This is a genomic window from Companilactobacillus furfuricola (assembly GCF_003946325.1).
GTDB lineage: Bacteria > Bacillota > Bacilli > Lactobacillales > Lactobacillaceae > Companilactobacillus > Companilactobacillus furfuricola.
In genome coordinates, this window is sequence record NZ_RHNT01000001.1 from 36492 (window position 1) to 59003 (window position 22512).

The 22512-nt window shown below is 39.5% G+C and carries 20 protein-coding genes; 19 read left to right on the forward strand and 1 reads right to left on the reverse strand.

All coding sequences use genetic code 11. From position 1 onward, the window contains the following. Nucleotides 1-104 precede the first annotated feature (104 nt). The 7 genes from sufC to EKM78_RS13015 all read left to right on the forward strand — a co-directional run bounded on the left by sufC (nt 105) and on the right by EKM78_RS13015 (nt 6626). Complete coding sequence (sufC, locus tag EKM78_RS00170) at nt 105-902, forward strand: Fe-S cluster assembly ATPase SufC (RefSeq protein WP_125767775.1); 798 nt, start codon at nt 105-107, stop codon at nt 900-902. A gap of 11 nt (nt 903-913) precedes the next feature. Then, complete coding sequence (sufD, locus tag EKM78_RS00175; protein ID WP_125767777.1) at nt 914-2203, forward strand: Fe-S cluster assembly protein SufD; 1290 nt, start codon at nt 914-916, stop codon at nt 2201-2203. Next, nucleotides 2187-3425, forward strand: a complete 1239-nt coding sequence (locus EKM78_RS00180; protein WP_125767779.1) for a cysteine desulfurase — start codon at nt 2187-2189, stop codon at nt 3423-3425. The genes sufD and EKM78_RS00180 overlap by 17 nt, the downstream gene beginning before the upstream one ends. Continuing rightward, entirely contained in the window at nt 3412-3843 is a 432-nt protein-coding gene (gene sufU / locus EKM78_RS00185) for a Fe-S cluster assembly sulfur transfer protein SufU (protein ID WP_125767781.1), read from the forward strand. Before EKM78_RS00180 ends, sufU begins: the two co-directional genes overlap by 14 nt. A 13-nt stretch (nt 3844-3856) precedes the next feature. Continuing rightward, complete coding sequence (gene sufB / locus EKM78_RS00190; protein WP_125767783.1) at nt 3857-5299, forward strand: Fe-S cluster assembly protein SufB; 1443 nt, start codon at nt 3857-3859, stop codon at nt 5297-5299. Between the two features lie 170 nt (nt 5300-5469). Beyond that, on the forward strand, nt 5470-6129 hold the full coding sequence (locus EKM78_RS13010; RefSeq protein ID WP_245994686.1) for an SLAP domain-containing protein: 660 nt from the start codon (nt 5470-5472) through the stop codon (nt 6127-6129). A gap of 80 nt (nt 6130-6209) precedes the next feature. Next, a complete protein-coding gene (locus EKM78_RS13015) occupies nt 6210-6626 on the forward strand; it encodes a C40 family peptidase (RefSeq protein WP_245994687.1) in 417 nt (138 codons plus the stop codon). Nucleotides 6627-7139: 513 nt separating this feature from the next. On the opposite strand, the gene EKM78_RS12350 is transcribed toward EKM78_RS13015, so the two are convergent. Beyond that, nucleotides 7140-7313, reverse strand: coding sequence for a hypothetical protein (locus tag EKM78_RS12350; RefSeq protein WP_164507113.1), 174 nt, complete (start codon nt 7311-7313; stop codon nt 7140-7142). A gap of 563 nt (nt 7314-7876) precedes the next feature. On the opposite strand from EKM78_RS12350, the gene tyrS reads away from it, so the two are divergent. From tyrS to xylB, 12 genes are all read left to right on the forward strand, one after another. After that, nucleotides 7877-9121, forward strand: coding sequence for a tyrosine--tRNA ligase (gene tyrS / locus EKM78_RS00200; protein WP_125768119.1), 1245 nt, complete (start codon nt 7877-7879; stop codon nt 9119-9121). A gap of 9 nt (nt 9122-9130) precedes the next feature. Continuing rightward, nucleotides 9131-10555 carry a Na+/H+ antiporter NhaC gene (gene nhaC, locus EKM78_RS00205; RefSeq protein ID WP_245994688.1) on the forward strand — a complete coding sequence of 475 codons (1425 nt, stop codon included), beginning with the start codon at nt 9131-9133 and terminating at the stop codon, nt 10553-10555. 253 nt (nt 10556-10808) lie between these two features. After that, nucleotides 10809-11753: an aspartate carbamoyltransferase catalytic subunit gene (locus tag EKM78_RS00210; protein ID WP_125767787.1), complete on the forward strand. Its 945-nt coding sequence runs from the start codon at nt 10809-10811 to the stop codon at nt 11751-11753. Continuing rightward, nucleotides 11713-12978: a dihydroorotase gene (locus EKM78_RS00215; protein ID WP_125767789.1), complete on the forward strand. Its 1266-nt coding sequence runs from the start codon at nt 11713-11715 to the stop codon at nt 12976-12978. Before EKM78_RS00210 ends, EKM78_RS00215 begins: the two co-directional genes overlap by 41 nt. A 24-nt stretch (nt 12979-13002) precedes the next feature. Continuing rightward, a complete protein-coding gene (gene pyrF, locus EKM78_RS00220) occupies nt 13003-13692 on the forward strand; it encodes an orotidine-5'-phosphate decarboxylase (protein WP_125767791.1) in 690 nt (229 codons plus the stop codon). Further along, entirely contained in the window at nt 13692-14330 is a 639-nt protein-coding gene (pyrE, locus tag EKM78_RS00225) for an orotate phosphoribosyltransferase (RefSeq protein WP_125767793.1), read from the forward strand. The genes pyrF and pyrE overlap by 1 nt, the downstream gene beginning before the upstream one ends. Beyond that, nucleotides 14330-15355: a quinone-dependent dihydroorotate dehydrogenase gene (locus EKM78_RS00230; protein WP_125767795.1), complete on the forward strand. Its 1026-nt coding sequence runs from the start codon at nt 14330-14332 to the stop codon at nt 15353-15355. The genes pyrE and EKM78_RS00230 overlap by 1 nt, the downstream gene beginning before the upstream one ends. 409 nt (nt 15356-15764) lie before the next feature. Then, the gene (locus tag EKM78_RS00235; RefSeq protein ID WP_125767797.1) at nt 15765-16664 is read left to right on the forward strand and encodes a DUF561 domain-containing protein; all 900 of its coding nucleotides are present in this window, start codon (nt 15765-15767) and stop codon (nt 16662-16664) included. Nucleotides 16665-16668: 4 nt separating this feature from the next. Then, nucleotides 16669-17169, forward strand: a complete 501-nt coding sequence (locus EKM78_RS00240) for an acyl-CoA thioesterase (RefSeq protein ID WP_125767799.1) — start codon at nt 16669-16671, stop codon at nt 17167-17169. A 173-nt stretch (nt 17170-17342) separates the two neighbouring features. Then, a complete protein-coding gene (locus tag EKM78_RS00245; RefSeq protein ID WP_125767800.1) occupies nt 17343-18851 on the forward strand; it encodes a YfcC family protein in 1509 nt (502 codons plus the stop codon). Between the two features lie 642 nt (nt 18852-19493). Further along, entirely contained in the window at nt 19494-20837 is a 1344-nt protein-coding gene (locus EKM78_RS00250; RefSeq protein ID WP_125767802.1) for a Sapep family Mn(2+)-dependent dipeptidase, read from the forward strand. Between the two features lie 79 nt (nt 20838-20916). Then, complete coding sequence (gene xylB / locus EKM78_RS00255) at nt 20917-22416, forward strand: xylulokinase (RefSeq protein WP_125767805.1); 1500 nt, start codon at nt 20917-20919, stop codon at nt 22414-22416. The last annotated feature ends 96 nt before the right edge of the window (nt 22417-22512 follow it).

The following is a 22512-nucleotide window of genomic DNA, read 5'->3' on the forward strand; positions in this document are numbered from 1 at the left end:
ATGGAAAATTTAATTAGGGAATATTTTTTATATCCAATTGTTATTTTTGTGAATGAAAGCGCATAATGAAACCATAACTATTTATTAGTAACGGAGGGAAAATGATGTCAACATTAGAAGTTAAAGATTTACACGTTTCAGTCGTTGATGATGATGATGAAGCAAAAGGTCAAGAGATCCTAAAAGGGGTCAATTTGAAGATGAGCACAGGTGAGATTCATGCGATCATGGGACCCAATGGTACTGGTAAATCAACATTATCACAAGCAATCATGGGCAACTCAGCTTATAAAGTGACACAAGGGGATGTTCTATTGGATGGTAAGAGCATCTTGGACATGCCGGTTGATGAAAGAGCTCGTGCGGGATTGTTTTTAGCAATGCAATATCCAGCTGAAATTGCCGGTGTAACTAATATTGAATTCATGCGTGCGGCAATCAATGCTCGTCGTGATGAAAATGATCAGATCCCGGTAATGGAATTTATGAAGAAACTCGATGATAAACAAGCAATTTTAGATATGACTGATGAAATGTCCGAAAGATACTTAAACGAAGGCTTTTCTGGTGGTGAAAAGAAACGTAACGAGATCCTGCAATTGTTAATGATCGAGCCAAAATTTGCCATTTTAGATGAGATCGATTCAGGACTTGATATCGATGCCTTGAAAGTTGTTTCTCGTGGAGTCAATTCAATGCGTGGAGATAACTTTGGCTCATTGATCATTACTCACTATCAAAGACTTTTGAACTATATTATTCCTGATCAAGTTCATGTCATGATGGATGGACGGATCGTTAAGAGTGGTGGACCAGATTTAGCTAAGAAACTAGAAGATGAAGGTTATGCCGGACTACGTGACGATTTAGGCTTAGATGTTAAATTAACGGACGAAATTTAAGGGGGATTATTATGCGACCAAGTATAAAAGATGATTTTATGGATGACACGATAGCTTTTTCAAAAAATCATGAAGAACCCTTATGGTTTCAAAAAATGCGTGAAGAAGCATTAAGTCATGCCAGCGAATTAGAATTACCTGTATTTGAGAAAATAAATTATCGTGGTTGGAGATTGGACCGTCCTAAAGATCCATTCGCAACTGCTACTAGAGATAATAATTTTGATGTGCCAGATACTGATAACTTGTTGATTCAAAACGGCGATCAGACACTGACTAACAAATTAGATCCTAAATTGAGTGAACAAGGAGTCATTTTCACTGATATTTGGACAGCTATGAAAGAATATCCAAAGCTAGTCCAGAAATATTTATTATCAACATCGATCAAGCCTACAGATAATAGATTAGTTGCTTTGAATTTAGCTTTGATGAATGGTGGAGCCTTTTTATATGTGCCAAAGAATGTCAAAGTTGACTCGTCAATTCAATCGATTTATTTGCAAGACAACAATCAAAAGAAAGATTATGTTCATCACGTCCTTGTCGTAGCAGACCAAGGTAGTGAAGTGACGTATTTGGAGAATTTTTTGAGCCAAGGAGACTCGGCCGACAATATTGCTAATATTGTAGTTGAGGTAGTGGCTTGCGCTAATAGTCGCGTCCATTTTTCGGCCTTGGATCAATTTGGTGAACATGTTTCTACTTACATTAATCGTCACGGTTATGTGGGGGATAATGCTCGACTTGATTGGGCCATCGGCTTAATGAATGATAACCAAGTCGTTGGTGACTTTGGAACCGACTTACGTGGTGAAGGATCACATTCAGAAGCCAAAGTCGTGGCAATTACTACTGGTGAGCAAGTAAGCGGTATCGATACGAAGATCACCAATTATGGTCAACATTCAATTGGGCATATTTTACAACACGGAGTTATTTTGCAGTCTTCATCATTAACCTTCAATGGTGTCGGACACATCGTCAAAGGTGCTCGAGGTTCTGATGCTCAGCAAGAAAGTCGTGTTTTAATGCTCTCAAGAACTGCTCGTGGCGATGCTAACCCAATCTTATTGATCGATGAAAATGACGTTACTGCCGGACATGCTGCTAGTGTTGGCCGGGTAAATGAAGAACAAATGTACTATTTAATGAGTCGTGGGATCGATAAGCCAACCGCTCAACGTTTGGTTATTCGAGGATTCTTGAGTTCAGTGATCACCGAGATCCCTGAAAAAGAAGTTCGTGTCAGATTGACCAATATGATCGAAAGGAAATTGATCAATGGACAACAAAAATAATCAATGGAGAAAAGATTTTCCCATCCTTGATCAAGTTGTTAATGATGAGCAGTTAGTTTATCTTGACAATGCAGCCACGACTCAAAAACCACAACAAATTATTGATGACATTATGGCTTTTTATCAAAACGATAACGCCAATGTTCACCGAGGGGTCCATACTTTGGCGGAACGGTCAACTGAGCAGTTTGAAGAAGCTCGTAGTAAGATCCAACAATTTATTAATGCTAAACACAGTGACGAGATCATTTATACTAAAGGCACCACCGATTCATTGAATATCATTGCTCGAAGCTATGGCGAACAAAATATTCAAGCTGGTGATGAGATCGTGATCTCTTATTTGGAACATCACAGCAATCTGATCCCATGGCAACAACTCGCATTAAAAAAACATGCCACATTAAAGTACATTGATTTAGACGAAGATGGTTTCGTTGATCTTAATGATGCTAAGAAAAAGATCACTGACAAGACAAAAATCGTATCGATAGCTCACGTGTCTAACGTTTTGGGTGTTATTAATCCTATCAAGCAATTAGCTAAGTTGGCACATCAACATGGTGCCGTCATGGTTGTCGATGGAGCACAATCTGTTCCCTACATGCCAGTAGATGTTCAAGACCTAGATTGCGATTTTTTGGCTTTTTCCGGACACAAAATGTTAGGACCAACGGGGCTCGGTATTTTATATGGTAAAGAAGATTTGCTAAATTCAATGCCACCAGTTGATTACGGTGGTGAAATGATCAGTTTCGTTCATCTATTCGATACTACTTGGAATGACTTGCCTTGGAAATTTGAGGCTGGGACGCCAAATATTGCCGGAGCGATTGCTTTAGGTCATGCAGTGGATTATTTGAACAGCATTGGTATGGATAAGATCCTTGATTATGAAAACCAGCTAGTCGACTACGTCTTGCCAAAGCTGCAGGCTATTGATGACCTGATCATTTATGGTCCCCGTGATCCTCAAAAGCACACGAGTGTCATTTCCTTTAACCTTAAGGGACTTCATCCTCATGATCTAGCAACAGGCTTAGATATGGAAGGCGTTGCCGTAAGAGCGGGGCACCACTGTGCACAGCCTTTGATGGAATATCTCGGTATCAAAGCCACAGCAAGAGCTAGTTTTTATTTTTACAATACTAAAGAAGACGCTGATACTTTAGTTAATTCAATTGTCGCAACAAAGGAGTTCTTTCAAAATGGCACTATCTAAATTGGACAACTTATATCGACAAGTGATCCTTGATCATTCAGCCCATCCGCATCATCACGGGCAACTAGATGACTCAACTAATCAAATCGAATTGAAAAATCCCACTTGTGGAGACGTCTTGCAACTTGATGTCAAAGTCGAAGATAACAAGATCACAGACATTGCTTTTAGTGGATACGGCTGTACGATCAGTCAAGCTTCAGCAAGTATGATGACTGACGCTGTACTCAATAAAGATGTTTCGGTAGCAGAAGATATGGTTGAGGATTTTTCAAATATGATTTTAGGTGAAAAAACGGATACAGGCATTTTGCAGGATGCCGCAATTTTAAAGGGTGTCTCACAATTTCCTGCACGGATAAAATGTGCCACACTTGCCTGGAAAGCATTACATAAAGCTTTAAATAATAAACAATAGTGGGAGGTTAATTATGCCGGAAACAGAAAATACGAAAAATAACGAAGAAGCTGCTTCTTCAGTTGAAGCGTTAGATTTAGATAAAGATTACGATTTTGGTTTTCATGATGACGTTAAACCAGTTTTTTCTACGGGTAGAGGTTTGACTGAAGATGTCGTTCGTCAAATTTCCAAAGAGAAGGGCGAACCTCAATGGATGTTGGATTTCCGTTTAAAATGTTATGAAACATACAAACGAATGCCAATGCCAGATTTTGGACCTGATCTTTCTGGGTTGGATCTAAAGAACATGTTGTATTATCAAAAACCAACTGACAAGAAATATCGAGACTGGGAAGACGTTCCAGAAGATATCAAGAACACGTTTGATCGTCTCGGTGTTCCCGAAGCTGAGCGCAAGTATTTAGCTGGATCGTCAGCTCAGTATGAGTCAGAAGTGGTTTACCACAATATGAAAAAAGAATTCGACAAACTAGGGATCATTTTTACTGACACGGATTCAGCTTTAAAGGAGTATCCAGAATTATTTAAGAAGTGGTTCGGTAAATTAGTCCATCCCAATGACAATAAATTTGCTGCTTTGAATGGTGCTGTTTGGTCAGGTGGTTCGTTCATCTACGTACCAAAGGGTGTTAAGCTTGACATTCCGATTCAGTCTTATTTCAGATTGAATGCTGAAAATACTGGTCAATTCGAAAGAACTTTGATCATTGTTGACGAAGGCGCTAGCATTCAATACGTTGAGGGATGTACAGCACCAAATTACTCATCAGACAGTTTGCATGCTGCCGTCGTTGAAGTATATGCTCAAAAAGACGCTTATGTGCGCTACACGACGATTCAAAACTGGTCGAATAATGTTTACAGTCTTGAGACAAAACGTGCTCAAGCCATGGAAAATGCCACGATGGAGTGGGTCGATGGTAATTTAGGTTCCAAGATCACAATGAAATATCCAAGTGTTTACCTTGATGGTGAAGGTGCACGGGGAACTATGCTTTCGATCGCGGTTGCTGGGCATAACGTCGATCAAGACGCTGGTGCTAGAATGATCCACAATGCCAAAAATACCTCTTCATCGATCGTTTCTAAGTCGATCTCTAAAGATGGTGGAGCAGTTGACTATCGTGGGACTGTTCGTTTTGAACGTAACTCTGATGGCTCAAAAGCTCACGTTGAGTGTGATACGATCATCATGGATGAAGAATCCAGTTCAGATACGATCCCTTATAACCAAATTTTAAATGGGAACGTCTCGATGGAACATGAAGCTAAAGTTTCCAAAGTTTCCGAGGAACAACTTTATTACTTGATGAGTCGTGGTCTTAGCGAAGCTAAGGCAACTGAGATGATCATCATGGGATTCGTGGAACCATTTACGAAAGAACTTCCAATGGAATATGCGGTTGAGCTTAACCGTTTGATCAGCTACGAAATGGAAGGCACAGTTGGTTAAATAATATTTTGCAATCTAGTTTTTATGACTGGATTGCTTTTTTTATGTTTTTATTTCTATAATCTTATTTACTGATTTATTAAGTTTATGTAACATGACGTAATTATCTTGTCACGTTAAAGATTTACCTCTAGAATTATCAATGAATTGTTAATTGACGAGGGAAAAATATGAAAAAGAAATTAATTGCTTTAGTATCAGTTAGTGCTGGAGTTTTAGCTTCATTGGGGTTTAGTGCCCAAACAACTGATGCCGCAAATGTCACAAATATTAAAAGTGTAATAACCACTAAAAATCTTTCAAAATTATATGACAATAAAGGTAAACTAGTTTCCAATCGTGCTTTAGCTGAGAATTCGGATTGGTATACTGATCAATATGTTCAAATGGATAATGTTGGGCCTGTATATCGTGTTTCAACTAATGAATTCGTAAAGGCTAGCGACGTTACCGTTAAGCAGGATAAAGTTTATGACGGAACTACCGTAAATAATACTGGCGTTGCCCATGTTACTTATGCATCCGATTATGGGGCAGATGTATATGATGCACCCAATGGAAATGTTACTGGAGATAAACTTTCTAACGGAACTAGCTGGAAATTTGATTTGAAGGTAATTGATACCAATGGTGATGCTTGGTATGAAGTTGGTCAAAATCAATGGTTAAATGGTGCCACTCAAAGATCTCGAATGAATCGTTTGATGAGACAGCTGCCTCAGTATGGGATCCTAACTATGCTGCTGTTCGTGTTAATGGGGATACACCAGTTTATTCAGACAGTAACTTCAATACTGCCACAAACCAAAGTCTACCTTCTGGCAAATTAGTCCAGGTCGTTTCAACGGTCCTAAATGGCAATACAATTTGGTATGAGATCAGTGATTGAGGCTGGTTACCTTCGACTGATGTGAGTGAAATATCTGTCAAACGTAATCCAGTTAGTTTGAATGGAAAGTCAAAAGATCAAGTTGTTAGTGAACTGATCTCAGTCGCAAAAGAACAATTAGGGAAACCTTATGTTTGGAACGGTAAAGGTCCTGATAATTTTGATTGTTCAGGCTTAATGCAGTATGTATTTAAGCAAGTAACCGGACAAAACATTGGTGGCTGGACTGTTCCTCAGGAATCCATTGGCTCTCATGTAGCCATCAGTGACCTTCAGCCCGGTGATCTAGTATTCTGGGGCGATCCAGGTGCAACTTATCATGTTGGATTGTATATCGGTGATAATCAATACTTGAATGCTTTGCGTCCTGGAACTAATGTTAAAATTGATAGTATTTCTAGTTCGTTTGCTCCTTCTTTTGGAGTTCGGGTGTTTTAATTTGTTTTGCGTTGTTCATTTTGAACATCGCTTTTTTTATATAGATGTAAGTGAGCTATGGCAGACAGTGGCGTTTTTCTTGGATGGATGTTTGGGATTTTTGGTGGTTGGGTTGAGGTGGTATTTTGTTTGTACGTTCAATGCCGACTCCGGGGCCCGGGGATACACTAAAGGAACGTAAGTGCTAACGCACTTGCGCAACCGGTTATGGTGGTGGCTACGCCACCGAACAACTAGGGTCGGGAACGTACCCGACGCGATTTTGAGCTACCTGGGAAGTTCACCCAGGCATCTCAAAACTCGGTCTTCCTCTAAGCTCCTTAGTCGCCAAGAGGAATTTGGGTACTGAGGTCTGTATCCCCGGGCCCCTCCGTCTAGATAGGGACAATATCCCCCTTTTATGTTGAGATTTACCGATTTATTTTGTACAGATTGGCACTGTTTGCGCGTCCTATTTCCAACATGTCTATCTCAGGTTTTATCTATTTTGGTGGGAGTAGGGGCTTCCTGGTTTTATTCTTCTGTTTTCTCTATTCGGATCACTGATTTCTTTCTCAGTTCGCGGGACTTTGCTCCGCTCATTTTGCTTCCTGACTTACATTGTTGTTGATGCTTTCTTTTGTTTTGTTGGTTAGATAAGAGTTGATACATTTTTTCTTCTTTTGCTTTCACTTCTTGCTTGCGCACTCGTTCCTCGTTGTTCTAAGGTATCTTTTTTGCTTCCTGGTTCTTTTCTCGCACATTTGCCTCGAATTTTACTGGTTAAATGAGCAAAGGAAATATTTTGTTGATCCCAAAGTTGTTTCATTTTTTCCAAATGTTTTTCACTTGCTAATGAGTACAGGCCCAGTTATTCAGTGTTTTTCGGTGAATGATCGTGCGCATATTATGTTTTCTTTTTTTCTTGCATTTTTATTTTTTTTTGCTATTATTAATTTATTAAATGATTTTAATCTTTGACGAAGTAATGATTTATCTGGGTGTTAAGAGAATTGGCGGTTGGTGCGAGCCATGCAGGATAAATTTTTGAAATACTAGATTAGAATCTCGTGTCCTACGTTATGGGAGTGAAGAGCGAATGATTTTTTCATTCGAATTTTGGGTGGTACCGCGCATTGGCGTCCCTGCATTTTTTGCAGGGGCGCTTTTTTTATTGAAATTAATTCAACGGTTAAGCTTTTGGTAGCTGTGCTTTCCGATTTATTCTTTACTTTTATATTCGGGACGATTATTTTAGGAGGATTTTTTTGATGAACATTATTGATGAACTCAAATGGCGAGGTTTGGTCAACCAGACTTCCGATGAAGAAGGTTTGAAGAAGTTGACTGATGAAGAGGCTATTTCTCTTTATTGTGGTATGGATCCTACTGGTGATTCTATGCATATTGGTCATTTGTTGCCATTTATGACTTTGCAACGTTTTGCAAATGCAGGTAATCATCCCTATATCGTTATTGGTGGCGCTACTGGTTCGATCGGTGATCCTAGTGGTAAAAAGGCTGAGCGTCCTATGCAAACGATGGAGCAAGTCCAACATAATGTTGATGCTTTAAGTTCACAGGCTAAACGGATTTTCCCTAGTTTTACAATGGTCAACAATTATGACTGGATCGCTCAAATTGGTATTCTGGACTTTCTTCGTGATTACGGAAAGTTATTTAACGTTAACACAATGCTCAATAAGGAGATCGTTTCCAGTCGTTTGGAGACGGGGATCTCCTTTACAGAATTTACTTATCAGATTTTACAATCACTTGATTTCTTGACACTTTATCGTAAGCATAATGTGAAATTGCAAGTTGGTGGTGGCGATCAATGGGGTAATTTGACAGCTGGTCTTGTTTTGATCCATAAAGCTGAAGGTCAAGATGCTGATGTTTATGCTTTGACGATCCCACTGTTGCTTAAAGCAGATGGAACTAAATTTGGTAAAACTGCTGGTGGTGCTGTTTGGCTCGATGCCGACAAGACTTCACCTTATGAATTTTATCAATTCTGGTTCAACCAAGACGATAAGGATGTCATCAATCTTCTCAAGAAATTTACTTTCTTAACTAAAGAAGAGATCGATGAATTAGCAGAAAAGGTCAAGACTCAACCTGAAAAACGTGAGGCACAAAAGAAATTAGCTGTAGAAGTTACTACCTTTGTCCACGGAAAAGAAGCTCTTGCAGTGGCTCAAAAGATTACTGAAGTATTGTTCTCTGGTGAGATCAAAGAATTGACTACTGAAGAAGTTTCACAAGCATTCAATGGCGTACCAAGTGCTGAAATTGCAAATGAGAAGATCAACTTGGTCGATCTATTGATTGCTGCTAATGTAGATAAATCAAAACGTCAAGCACGTGAAGATATTCAAAATGGAGCCATTCGGATCAATGGTGAAAAACTAACAGATACTTCGTTAGATATCGATCCTAAGGCTTCATTCGATGGTAAATATATCGTCATTCGACGCGGTAAGAAAAAGTACTTCCTAGCTAAAATTAAATAGATATAGGCGATGGCAGATATGAAAAAAGAAAGTCGATTAACATTTTGGGAAAGTTTGATAATCATGTTAGTGATGTTTGGTCTTCTAGGGACGATGATGATCAAATACAAAATGACTCCCCAAATTCCAATTTTATTAACGTTTACTTTGCTTCTGTTTTATGGAAAATCCCGAGGCTTTTCTTGGAATGAATTGCAGCAAGGGATCATCGATGGGGTCAAACCTGGTATAGTGCCGATGATAATTTTCGTCATGATCGGGGTCTTAGTATCCTCATGGTTAATGTCAGGCGTGATCCCGACGATCATGGTTTATGGATTGGAACTGTTGAATGTTCGCTTCTTTCTTTTTACAGTCTTTGTTTCTTGCTGTTTGGTCGGTGTGATCGTTGGTAGTTCGTTTACTACGATCAGTACATTAGGAATTGTCTTTATGGGAATTGGTCAAGTAATGGATATTAACACTGCTTTAACAGCTGGTTCGATCGTTTCGGGATCACTATTTGGTAACAATATTTCGCCATTATCAGGAACGACTAATTTATCGACTGGTATCGCAGGGGTCGATAATGTGTTTGATCACATCAAAACTATTTCACACACTGCGTTACCATCAGCAGCGATCGCAGCTATCATCTTCTTAGTTGCTGGCCATACTGGTGCTGATCCTGACATGTCTTTAGTTCAGCACATTATCAATTCCTTACAGAGTAACTTTTTCGTTTCAGCTTGGATGTTGATCCCGATTGCAATATTGATTTTATGTGCCGCTTTACAAGTACCTGCTATTCCAACATTATTGGCGGGATCGATCACGGCGATCGTGATGCATATTTTTATTGACCATCCTAAATTTTCCGAGATCAGTAATCAAATTATGCAGGGATACACTTTGCATTCATCAGATAAGAAAATCAATGCCATTGTTTCTGGTGGCGGTGTTTCAAGTATGCTTGATAGTATCTCTTTGATCTTGGTAGCCTTAACGCTTGGTGGTGTTTTGTTAAAACTAGGAGTTGTCGATAATTTGATCGGTAAACTTCAACAACAAGTGAATACTCCAGGAAAAGTTATCTTAACTTCGATCCTGTCAGCTATTGGTGTTAATTTTTTGGTCGGTGAACAATACATTTCGATTATTTTGCCAGGAACGACTTTTAGAAAGAATTTCGAAGAGCAAAATATCAAGGGGCAATATTTGTCCCGAGTGCTTGCGACCGGCGGAGCTGATATCAATGCCTTAGTACCATGGGGCGTTAGTGGTATTTTTATTTCCGGAGTATTAGGCGTCAGTCCCTTAGTATTTATCCCATTCGCTTTTTATGTTTGGCTAAATCCACTATTGACCGTTATCTTTGGATTCATTTTTGGTAAAAATTACCAGAAAGATAATCAGGCAATACCTAGCGAAAAACTGGCAAAAAACCTTGACTAAACAGTTAAAGTTTATTATATTAATTGCAACGAAAACTTTTAAGCAAGTCCTGTGAGGCTTGGAAGATTAAAATACATTTGTGCTAAAAGTGTAAACTTCCTAACCTTGTGGGATAGGAAGTTTTTTGTTTACTAAAAATAAAATAAAAGGAATTTTTAATCAGATCCAGTGAGGTCTCAAAGATTTTTGTAGGGGTAAACTCTACCTGAGGACGCTGGTGAAAACTAGGGTCCTTTTTATTTGGAGGAAAACAATGAAAAATATACTTTCTATGTCACAATTTTCGAATCAAGAAGTCTACGATCTGATCGATCGTGCCATCGCTTTTAAAGAGGGCGAAAAGTCAACCGTCGGTGCTAACAAATATGCAATTAATTTATTTTTTGAAAATAGTACTCGCACCAAATCTAGTTTCCAAGTTGCTGAAATGAACTTAGGTATGAAAGAAATCATGTTTGATGCCAAAACTTCCTCTACAACTAAGGGAGAATCGTTGTATGATACAGTTAGAACTGTTGAAAGCATTGGCGCAAGCGTTGCAGTGATCCGTCATAGTCAAGATGCTTACTATAACGAATTACTCAACAAGAATATCAATATTCCGATCATCAATGCCGGAGATGGCGCTGGACAACATCCATCACAATCGCTTTTAGACCTGATGACTATCTCAGAACATTTTGGTCAATTTGAAGGATTAAAAGTGGGGATTATCGGCGATTTGTCACATTCACGTGTGGCACACTCAAACGCTGAAATTTTAACTCGCTTAGGTGCTGAAGTAAGTTTTGGTGGCTTAGATTCATGGTATAGCCCTGAATTTGCTCAAATCGGACCACATATGCCGGTCGATGATCTATGCCGAGAAATGGATGTTGTAATGTTGCTCAGAGTACAACATGAGCGTCTTTCTGCCGATGAGAATAAGAATTTTTCAAAAGAAGATTATTTTAAGGAATATGGATTAGATATGCGTCGTGTCGATATGATGAAAGAAGATGCAATGATCATGCATCCAGCTCCGGTAAATCGCGGGGTAGAAATTGCCGATGATGTTGTTGAGTGCGACAAATCATATATTTTCAAGCAAATGCAAAATGGTGTATTTATGAGAATGGCGATGATCGAAGCTGTATTAAGTGGGGAGAAAACTTCAGATGAGCTTATTAATAAAAAACGCCAAATTATTTTACGATAATAAAATTCAAAACAAAGATCTATTGATCAAGGATGGGAAGTTCGATCAAGTTCAAGACAAATTAGAGCCACTCGATTCAGATGTGATCGACGCTTGCGGTAATTTGGTCATACCAGGATTGGTAGATGTACACGTGCACTTCCGTGAACCTGGTCAAACGCATAAAGAAACTATTCAAACTGGATCGAAGGCTTCGGCGCACGGTGGCTTTACCACAGTCGGTGCCATGCCCAACGTCACGCCAGTTCCTGATACTGTTGAAAAATTCCAACATCAAATGGAATTGAATAAAACCGAATCAGTTATCAACACTTTGCAATACGCACCCGTAACTAAGGAAGAAACTGGCACTGAAGTAGTATCTATCACTGATTTGGCCAAAAACGGTGCTTTTGCTTTTTCAAATGATGGTCATGGGATCCAAAATGCTAAGTCAATGTTTGATGCAATGTCTGAAATTGCCTCGATAAAATCAACGTTAGCAGCGCATGTGGAAGATCAAGATCTGTTTGATCATGGGGTGATCAACTCAGGGAAGACGGCCACTAGATTAGGCTTACCGGCGATCAATCAAGCGGCTGAGACTTCTCAACTCGCTCGTGATTTATTGTTGGCCAAAGATACAGGTGTCCATTATCATGTTTGCCATATCTCGACAGCTGATAGTGTCAACTTAGTTCGCCTTGCTAAAGATGCAGGTATCAACGTTACGGCTGAAGTAACACCACACCATTTATTACTTAGCGATGCAGATATTGTTGACGATGATGCCAACTTCAAAATGAATCCACCGCTACGGAGTCAGAAAGACCGAACGGCATTGATCGAAGGTTTGCAAGATGGCACCATCGATATGATTGCCACGGACCATGCTCCACATGCAGCTAATGAAAAGAATCAAGGATTTTTGAACAGTGCTTTTGGTATCACTGGTATCGAAACGTCATTTCCATTGATGTACACCAACTTAGTTGAACAAGGGGTTATGACTTTGGAAGGTTTGTTGCAAGTGATGTGTATTAAGCCGGCTAAGCTCTTTGGCTTACAAAACGCTGGTGAAATCGACTTCAATAAGCCAGCTGACTTTACGATCATTGATCTGAATCAGCCTTTTGAAATCGCAAAAAATGATTTCATTTCTAAAGGCACCAATAGTCCATTCATGGGAGATCTAGTTCGTGGAAAGATTTTGAAGACCTTTGTAGCAGGCAAACAAGTATATTAGAAGATTAAGAAGATGGGGGAACATATGAATAAACCAGTAATAGTAGCGTTAGATTTTGCAGATGACTTTGAATGTATCCAATTTTTAAGTCAATTTCCTAAGGATACCGATCTGTTTTTGAAGATCGGTCTAGAAATGTTTTGCCAATTCGGCTATCCATTCGTCCGCAGTTTGAGAAACCGTGGCTATAAGATTTTCTTAGACTTAAAATTACATGACATTCCGAATACAGTTCGAAGAACTTGTGAAATGATCGCGAAGTGGGATGTCCAAATGTTGACTGTCCATGCTAGTGGTGGTTCCGAAATGATCGCTGCTGCCAAACAAGGCTTAGCTTCCAGCAACACAAAATTGCTTGCTGTAACTCAATTGACTTCTTTAGGTCAATCCGAATTAAAAGATGAACTCCAGATTCCATTGCGTTCACAAGATTACGTAACGCATTTGGCCAAATTGGCTTTTGACAATGGTGCCGATGGTGTCATTTCTTCAGCCTTGGAAGTTCCGATGATCAAAGAAGTTACTTCACCAGATTTTCTCTGCGTAACACCAGGTATTCGTCCAAAATCAGCTCAAATTGGTGATCAAAAACGTGTAGCTACGCCTAGCCAGGCACGTGAACTAGGTAGTGATGCGATCGTCGTTGGTCGTCCGATCACCCAAGCATCAGACGGATTTTTTGCATATAAAGATATTTATCAGGAGTGGAAATAATGGAAAATACAAAAGTTGCCGAAAATATTGCTAGTCATTTATTAAAGATCAAAGCTGTAAAGTTAAGTCCCAAGGAACCTTTTACTTGGATCAGCGGTATTAAGTCGCCAATTTATACTGATAATCGTATGACAATAGCATATCCAGAATTCCGTCAACAAATTGCTCAGGATCTGGCTGATTTGATCAAAGAAAATTATCCTGAAGCAAATGTCATCAGCGGGGTTGCCACAGCAGGTATCCCACACGCTGCCGGCGTGGCCAATATTTTGAATTTGCCAATGAATTATGTGCGTTCTAAGCCAAAAGGGCACGGAACGAAAAGACAGATCGAAGGTCGCTTACAAAAAGGCGACAAAGTCGTAGTCATTGACGACTTGATCTCTACAGGTGGCAGTGTTTTAGAAGCAGTTGATGTAGTACGTAATGCCGGAGCAGAAGTTGTAGGTACAGCCGCAATTTTCACTTATAATTTGCCTGAAGCAGATGAAAATGTCGCTAAGCATCAAACTACCTTAAAAACATTAACGAACTATCCCGTCATGATCGAACAAGCACAGAAACTCGGCTATGTTGAAGCAGAAGATACGGAGCTCCTCCATCAATGGTACAAAGATCCAGAGAGCTGGTGTAAATAGTGGATTGGTATCATTTAGCTCGTCCGGCGATTTTTGCCATTGATCCAGAGGTTGATCATCATATCGTTGCTAATGGTTTAAAGCTATTTAACAAAACACCCCAGGTGTTACAAAAGCTTTTTTATGCTAAGAAAAGACAAAATTTACAAACAACTATCAAGGGAATCACTTTTGACTCACCGATCGGCATCGCTGCTGGATTTGATAAGAATGCTGAATTTTACAATAGCTTAGGTGGATTGGGTGCTGGCTTTGTTGAAGTGGGATCGATCACCAAATCTCCCCAAGCAGGTAATCCAAAGAAGCGGGTCTTCCGTTTGCCAGAAGATCAAGCAATCATTAATCGTATGGGTTTAAACAATATTGGCCTAAAAAAAGCAATTTCCAATTTGCAAGGTCAGCATCATACTAAAGTCGGTTTAAGTCTGGCTCCTAGTCATGGTTTAGACACTCAGCAAATGATCGATGAATTAGTTGAGGACGTGAAGCTATCGCACGATTCTGCAGATTATATTGCCTTAAATTTAAGTTGTCCCAACCAAGCTGGTGTTGTATCTTTGCAAAAGACTGAAGTCTTGTTAGAATTGTTGACCAAAATTAAAGACTTAATGATCGACGAACCTGTTTTTTGCAAATTCAGTTCCGATTTAACGGTTGACCAAGTGCTAGATATTTTGGCTGAGACGGAATCATTAATGGATGGTGTGATCCTTTCGAATACTTCATTACGTCGAAAGGGATTAACATCTGCCAACAAAGATGAGAAAGGTGGTTTAAGTGGCAAACCACTATTTGCCAGCTCTTTGAAGCTAACAAAGGCGGTCTTTGCTAAATATGGAACCGATCTGCCGATCATTTTTTCTGGTGGTATTTTTGACTATCACGATGCTGAACAAGCGTTGGATGCTGGAGCTAGTTTAGTTCAGGTCTACACAGGATTTATTTATAATGGACCGAGCCAAATTGAAAATATTAATCGTCATCTATCTGAAACTAGAGTAATTTCAGATTTTAAAAACGAATAAACTTATTGAGAAAAAAGAAAATCTCATGTCGATCCTTATCCGACATGATTTTTTTTGTGTCTTTGAAAACTAGTTTCAGACGACAGCGGCCTCCGGTTTAGCAACCGTCGGAAAGGTGATTTAAAGATAAAAGATTGTACTATCCATTTTGTGTAGCTAAACTTGCTGCAATTTGGATGGTGCTTTTTATATTTATCCTCAAGGATGTTGAAACGAGCTCCGCGAGGTAGCGGCCTCCGGTTAACACGGGTGGTCGCGGCACTGCTTCGCAGCACCCTTGTGCGACCACCCGCGTTAATCCTCAGCAGCTGACCAACCTCGCTACGCTCTCTTATTTTCAAGAATGCTGGCCGGTAACATTACCATATTTGTGATATTCTTAAATTAATTTATTAAAGAGGATGAACCGATGAATATCACAAATTTATTAAATATCAAATATCCACTTATCCAAGGATCAATGGCAAGGATCTCTAGACATCAGTTAGTTTCGGCGGTCTCAAATGCTGGAGGTTTGGGGGTATTAACATCAGTAGGGATGGATGCTGCTGAATTGAGTCGTCAGATCGATCTAGTTAAAACTGAGACAACTAAGCCTTTTGCCGTCAATTTGATGCTTCAGCAAAATAATATCCCAGAATTAGTTAACGTTATCGTCAGTAAGCAAATCGCGGCAGTCACGACAGGAGCAGGGACTCCTAAGCCTTACTTTAAACAGTTGCACCAAGCAGGAATCAAGGTAATACCAGTTATCCCAAATGTTTCGATCGCCAAAAAAATGGAACTATTAGGTGTCGATGCCGTCGTTGCTGAAGGAATGGAATCCGGTGGGCACATTGGCCAAACAACGACGATGAGTTTAGTTCCTCAAGTCGTCGACGCTGTGAATATTCCTGTCATTGCTGCCGGAGGTATCGCTGATAAAAGAGCTGTGGCTGCTAGTTTTGTTTTAGGAGCTAGTGGTGTGCAAGTGGGTACGGCATTTTTGGCTGCTAAGGAAACACCGATTTCAGCTGAATATAAGAATATGGTACTGGCAGCCAGTGATACTGATACGGTTGTCACCGGGATGACTTTTAAAGATCCAGTCAGAGGTTTGAAGAGCCCATTGACTAATAAGGTCTTAGCAATGGAGGCAAAGAAAATCGATCCGACTGAAATCAAAGAGCAACTAAGTGGAGCACTGGAAAAAGCAGTTTTTGACGGTAATGTTGAACAAGGTTCATTTATGGCTGGACAAATTGCTGGAAAAATCCATGAAATTAAATCTGCTACAAATATAATAGAAGAAATATTTACAAAGGAGTAAATTTATGAAAGAAATAAATGTGGATCAAACTCGTGCCATCAGCGAACGACTAGTCTTTGACGGTGATCTGAATGACAAGGGGACGTTGTTCGGCGGAAAAATTTTAAGTTTATTGGATGAAAACGCTGGCTTGGCAGCATTTAAATACGTCAACGTAAAGTTTGCTACCGCAAATTATGACCATATGAATTTTTGGAACCCGATCACGACAAAAGATTCGATCAAAATAGAATCAATAGTTACTGGTGCTTCAGGTCGTTCCATCGAAGTTTTTACGAAGATCCTGAAGACTGATTTGAAAACTAATGAAACGAAATTGGCTTTTACCAGTTTTTGTACCTTAGTAACTTTGAGACAGTTTGGCCAAATTGATTTTCCCAAATTGTTGGCACCAGATGAAGAAGCAAAGTTCTTATTGTCTGGATATGGTGAACGATTGGAAAAACGTCGGTCACAATTGAGTGAGGCTAAGGATTTTGTCGGTCATTTATCGTTAGATAAGTAATCTTGCAAATTTTTACAATGGATTGAAAATTGAAGGATTACTTTGCTAAGATGTAATAACAATTAGCATCCAACTAAGGATACTTGAGTTTATTAGAAATTATCTAATATTGTTATTGTATTTTAGGGCAATAACTCGTATCATGGAAACATTGTAGAATAGGGGATTTGCTTATGCTTAATCTAAATAAGAGATTGCGGATGCCGTCGGCATTTACAATTTTATTCATATTAATTATCTTAGTTGCCATCTTGACCTGGATCATTCCTGCTGGTCAGTATGAGACTACTAAGGCTGGAAATGTTATTGCAGGTACTTATCAAAGACGTGCCAGTTCTCCGCAAGGATTATGGAATATTTTCGAAGCACCGATCAATGGTATGATCGGTACTAAATCGACGGACGGGGCCATCTCCGTATCGTTATTCATCATGGTCATCGGTGGATTTTTAGGAGTTACCACTAAGACTAAAATGCTTGATAACGGGATCGGTTCCGTTGTTAAAAAATATGCTGGCCGAGAAAAAATCCTGATTCCATTTTTAATGACATTATTCGCCATTGGTGGAACGACCTTTGGTATGGGTGAAGAAACGATTGCCTTTGTTCCAATTTTGGTACCAATAATGGTTCGAGTAGGGTACGACAGTATTACTGCAATTTCGATCTCATTGATCGGCTCGCAGATCGGTTGTATTGCATCAACGGTTAACCCGTTTGCTACTGGTGTCGCATCAGAGACAATTGGAATTTCTCCTGGTGATGGGATCATTCCCCGTTTGATCTTTTTCGTTATGATTTTGATCATTGCAATTGTGTATGTCATGCATTATGCAGTCAAAGTTAAAAAAGATCCTAAGAATTCATATGTTTTTGAACGCCGTCAACGTGATCTAGAAGAATTTATGAATGGTCAACAAGAAATAGTTGAAGGATTATCGAAAAAACAAAAACATGTCTTTGTGGCTTTTATCTTGATTTTCGTGGTCATGATTTTCAGTTTGATCCCTTGGACTAGTTTGAATAAGAATTTTACTTTCTTCGTTGATTTCACAAAATGGCTAACACATATCCCATTTGTCGGCTCGTTTGTGGGTAAAAGTCTTTTACCATTAGGTAATTGGTACTTCACTGAAATTACTACGCTTTTCTTGATCGGTTCAATTTTGATCAAATTTATTTATAAGATGAGTGAAACTGACTTTATTAATAGTTTCATGGGTGGCATGAGTGATCTGCTCAATGTTGCGATTATTGTTGCTGTTGCTCGTGGTATTCAAGTAGTGATGAACGATGGTAATATTACTGCAACGGTTCTCCATGCTGGTGAAGTTGGTTTACATGGTTTGTCATCGGCTGTGTTTATTGTCTTGACTTACATTTTCTATATCCCGATGTCATTTTTGATCCCATCTAGTTCAGGTTGTGCTGCTGCTACGATGGGTATTATGGGACCTCTGGGCCATTTTTCCGGTGTTAGTGGTTCTTTGATTGTTACTGCTTATCAGTCGGCTTCTGGCTTTGTTAATTTGATTACGCCTACTTCTGCTATTGTGATGGGGTCTTTGGCTGTTGGGCATGTTTCTATTGTTACTTGGTTGAAGTATATGTGGAAGTTGATGTTGATTTTGTTTTTGTTTACTATTTTGTTTTTGGTGGTTTGTTCTTATTTGAAGCTTTGAGTTTTTTTGTCCGCTTTTTGCGGGCTTTTTTTATTGTTTTTTTTGTGGGGGTGTAGTAGTTTGGTTGGTACGTTCAATGCCGACTCCCCGGGCCCCTCCGTCTAAATAGTGACATAATCCCCCCTTGGTTTGAGTTTTACCGATTTATTTTGTTGAAATTGGCACTGTTTGCTCGTCCTATTTCTCACATGTCTATCTCAGGCTCCATCTATTCTGGTGGGAGTAGGGGCTTCCTTTTCTTGTTTAGATATATTCTCTTTCTTGATTACTGACCCTTTTCTCGGTTCGCGGGACTTTGCTCCGCTCATTTTTGTTTCCTGACTTATATTGCTGTTTTGGTTTTTCTTTGTTTTGCTTGTTAGATAAGAGCTAATATTCTTTTTTCTTATCTAGCCTTCGCTTCTTGCTCGCGTGCTCGTTCCTTGCACTCTTGCCATGATTTTTTTCTCTTTTTGTCTGATTCTTTCTTAAATTCTTGTTCCTCGAATTCTACCTCATTTTGTTCTTTACAGGTGCTTTATCTGTTAGGTAGAGTATGATGACTTTTGTCTATTGTTCTTGAATGGATAGTGCATTTATTTTTGATTATCGGATCCTCCTTCATTAAAATAGTACTTATCTATAAAGTTGGGTGGGTCTGTTATGATTGATTTTATATCTGATTCTGTGTTGGATTCTGCGGTTGCTTCTTTGGAGAAGTTGGTGGCTGTTCCATCGTTTAATACTGAGGATTCTGGTTTTTCCGGGGCTCCTTTTGGTGCTGGGCCCCGGGCTGCTTTGGATTCTGTTTTGGAGATTGCTGCTGATTTGGGATTTGCTACTTTTTGTGATCCAGATGGCTATTATGGTTATGCTGATGTTGGTTCTGGTGATTCGATTTTTGGGATTGTTTGCCATGTTGATACGGTTCCTGCTGGCGATGCTTCAGCTTGGTCGTTTCCTCCATTTGAATTGCATCGATCTGCTGGGGTTTTATATGGACGTGGTGTCCAAGATGATAAGGGGCCTACGGTGGCTGCTTTGTTTGCAGTTAAGGCTATTTTGGATGCTGGCTTTTCGTTTGACCGTAAGATCCGCTTTATTTTTGGGACTGATGAAGAGATTTTGTGGCGTTGTTTAGCTGAGTATAATAAGAAGGAAGTTCCGATCGATTTGGGGATCGCCCCAGATGCTGAATTTCCACTGATTTATGCTGAAAAAGGTTTGCAGCAGTCGTATTTAGTTGGTGAAGGTTCGAGTGAGCTGTTTGTGGATGTGGTTGATTCATTTAATGCTGTGCCTAGTGCGGCTTTTTATGACGGCCCTAAATTAGCTGGAGTTAAGCAGGCGCTGAAGGAACATGATTTTGATTTTTTGGATGATGATCCGGGATTGACGGTGGTAGGCAGATCTGTTCATGCGATGAATGCACCGTTCGGGGTCAATGCTATTGATCGTTTGGCTATTGCGTTGGCTGATGTTTTTCCTGAAGTTTCGGTGCTACAATTTTTTAAAAAATATGGTGAGGAAGCTCATGGATTTAATCTATTAGGTGACGTTTCTGATGAAGTATCTGGGCAGCTGACTTTTAATATTTCTAGTTTGCAGATCGATCCTGCTGAGTCCAAGATTCAAATTGATCTGCGGATCCCGGTGACGGTCGATCATGATGAGTTGATCGCTAAACTATCGCGGGTGGTTGCACCGTTTAATTTGAAGTATGTTGATTTTGACTACTTGAAGCCTTTGTATGTCAAAACTGATAGTTATTTAGTCAAAACTTTAATGGCGAGCTATCAAGCTGTTTCAAAAGATATGACATCTAAACCCCAAATTTCTGGTGGAGCAACTTTTGCTAGAACAATGCCGAATACGGTGGCTTTTGGAGCGATGCTGCCGACTACACCAGATCATATGCACCAAGTTGATGAACGTTGGAGTTTGGCTGATATGAAACTTTCTATGAAAATTTTGGCTGAAGCAGTATATCGCCTTTGTGTTAAATAGTTATATGTTATACACTTAACGTTATAAAGATATAAAACTAGGTAGAAACCTAGTTTTTTTTGAGGAGTTAATTAAATAAATGAGTTATGTAATGGGCGTCGATCTTGGAACTAGTTCTGTTAAAGTTTCTGTTGTAGACAAAACTGGTCAGATAGTATCACAGGAAAGCGCGAGTCTTTCATTGATCCAAGAGCAACCAGGTTATAGTGAACAAAATCCTGAAGATTGGGTGACAGCCACGACAGTGGCTATTGTCAATCTTGCACTAAAGGACCACGTTGACCTTAATCAAATCGAAGGGATCAGCTATTCCGGTCAAATGCACGGATTAGTACTTTTAGGAGCTGAGAATCAAGTGCTTCGTCCAGCAATTTTGTGGGATGACACACGAACGACTAAGCAATGCCAAGAGATCATGGATATTTGCGGTGATGATTTTGTTAAGATCACTAAGAATAGACCTCTAGAAGGCTTTACTTTGCCGAAGATCATGTGGGTGAAAGAAAATGAGCCTGAGATCTTTAAACAAGCTAAGACTTTCTTATTACCAAAGGATTATTTGCGTTATCAGATGACTGGAGTCATTAATATGGAATATTCTGATGCCGCGGGTACAGTTTTATTAGATGTAGTGAATCAAAAATGGAGTCAGGAGATCTGCGATAAGTTAGGGATAGATATTGATCTTTGCCCACCACTAGTTAGATCGATCGATCAAATCGGTACTATTAGTAGCCGTTATGCGGAATATTCAGGAATGTCAGAAGATACTAAGGTGTTCGCTGGAGCTGCTGACAATGCTGCCGGCGCTATTGGAGCAGGTATTCTGGAAGAGGATCAAGTAATGATCAGTACCGGTACTTCTGGAGTGGTCTTGAAATTTGAGAATGATACTAAGGCTTATGATGGACAGTTGCATTTCTTTAACCATGCGATCCCAGATAAATATTATTCCATGGGGGTCACTTTAGCTGCTGGACATAGTTTTAAGTGGCTTTATTATACCTTCGGAGAAAATGAGCCTTTACAAGATTTTGTGAAGCGTGCTAATGAGGCACCTGTTGGTGCACACGGTTTGCTATTTACGCCTTATATAGTTGGTGAAAGAACACCATATGCTGATAGTAAGATCCGTGGTAGTTTCATTGGTGTTTCAAGTTTGAATACTAAGGCCGATTTTGTGCGGGCAGTTCTTGAAGGTGTGATTTTCTCTTACGCTGATATTTTGAAGATCTACCATGAATACGGTAAACATTTCGATACAGTTTATTCGATCGGTGGGGGAGCAAGAAGTCCAGAATGGTTACAGATCCAAGCTAATGTGTTTAATACTAAAGTCTCAACGATCAAGAATGATCAAGAAACAGGTATCGGAGCAGCTATGATCGCTGCTGTTGGTGTAAAATGGTTCGATGATTTCAAGAGTTGTGCTGAGCAATTCGTTCAAAAAGGCAAGAGTTACTGGCCAGAGCCAGAAAAGGTCGAACAATATCAAAAGCTTTATAGCATTTATTCTAAAGTTTATGGCCAAACTAAAGAGATGAATCATGAATTGATCGATTTTAGAAATGATAATTAATGCTGGTAAGATAATAGCTTAATTTCAATCAAAGACCGACAAACTCACGCTGTGAATTTGCCGGTTTTTAATTGAGCAAATTACAGTAATCAAATG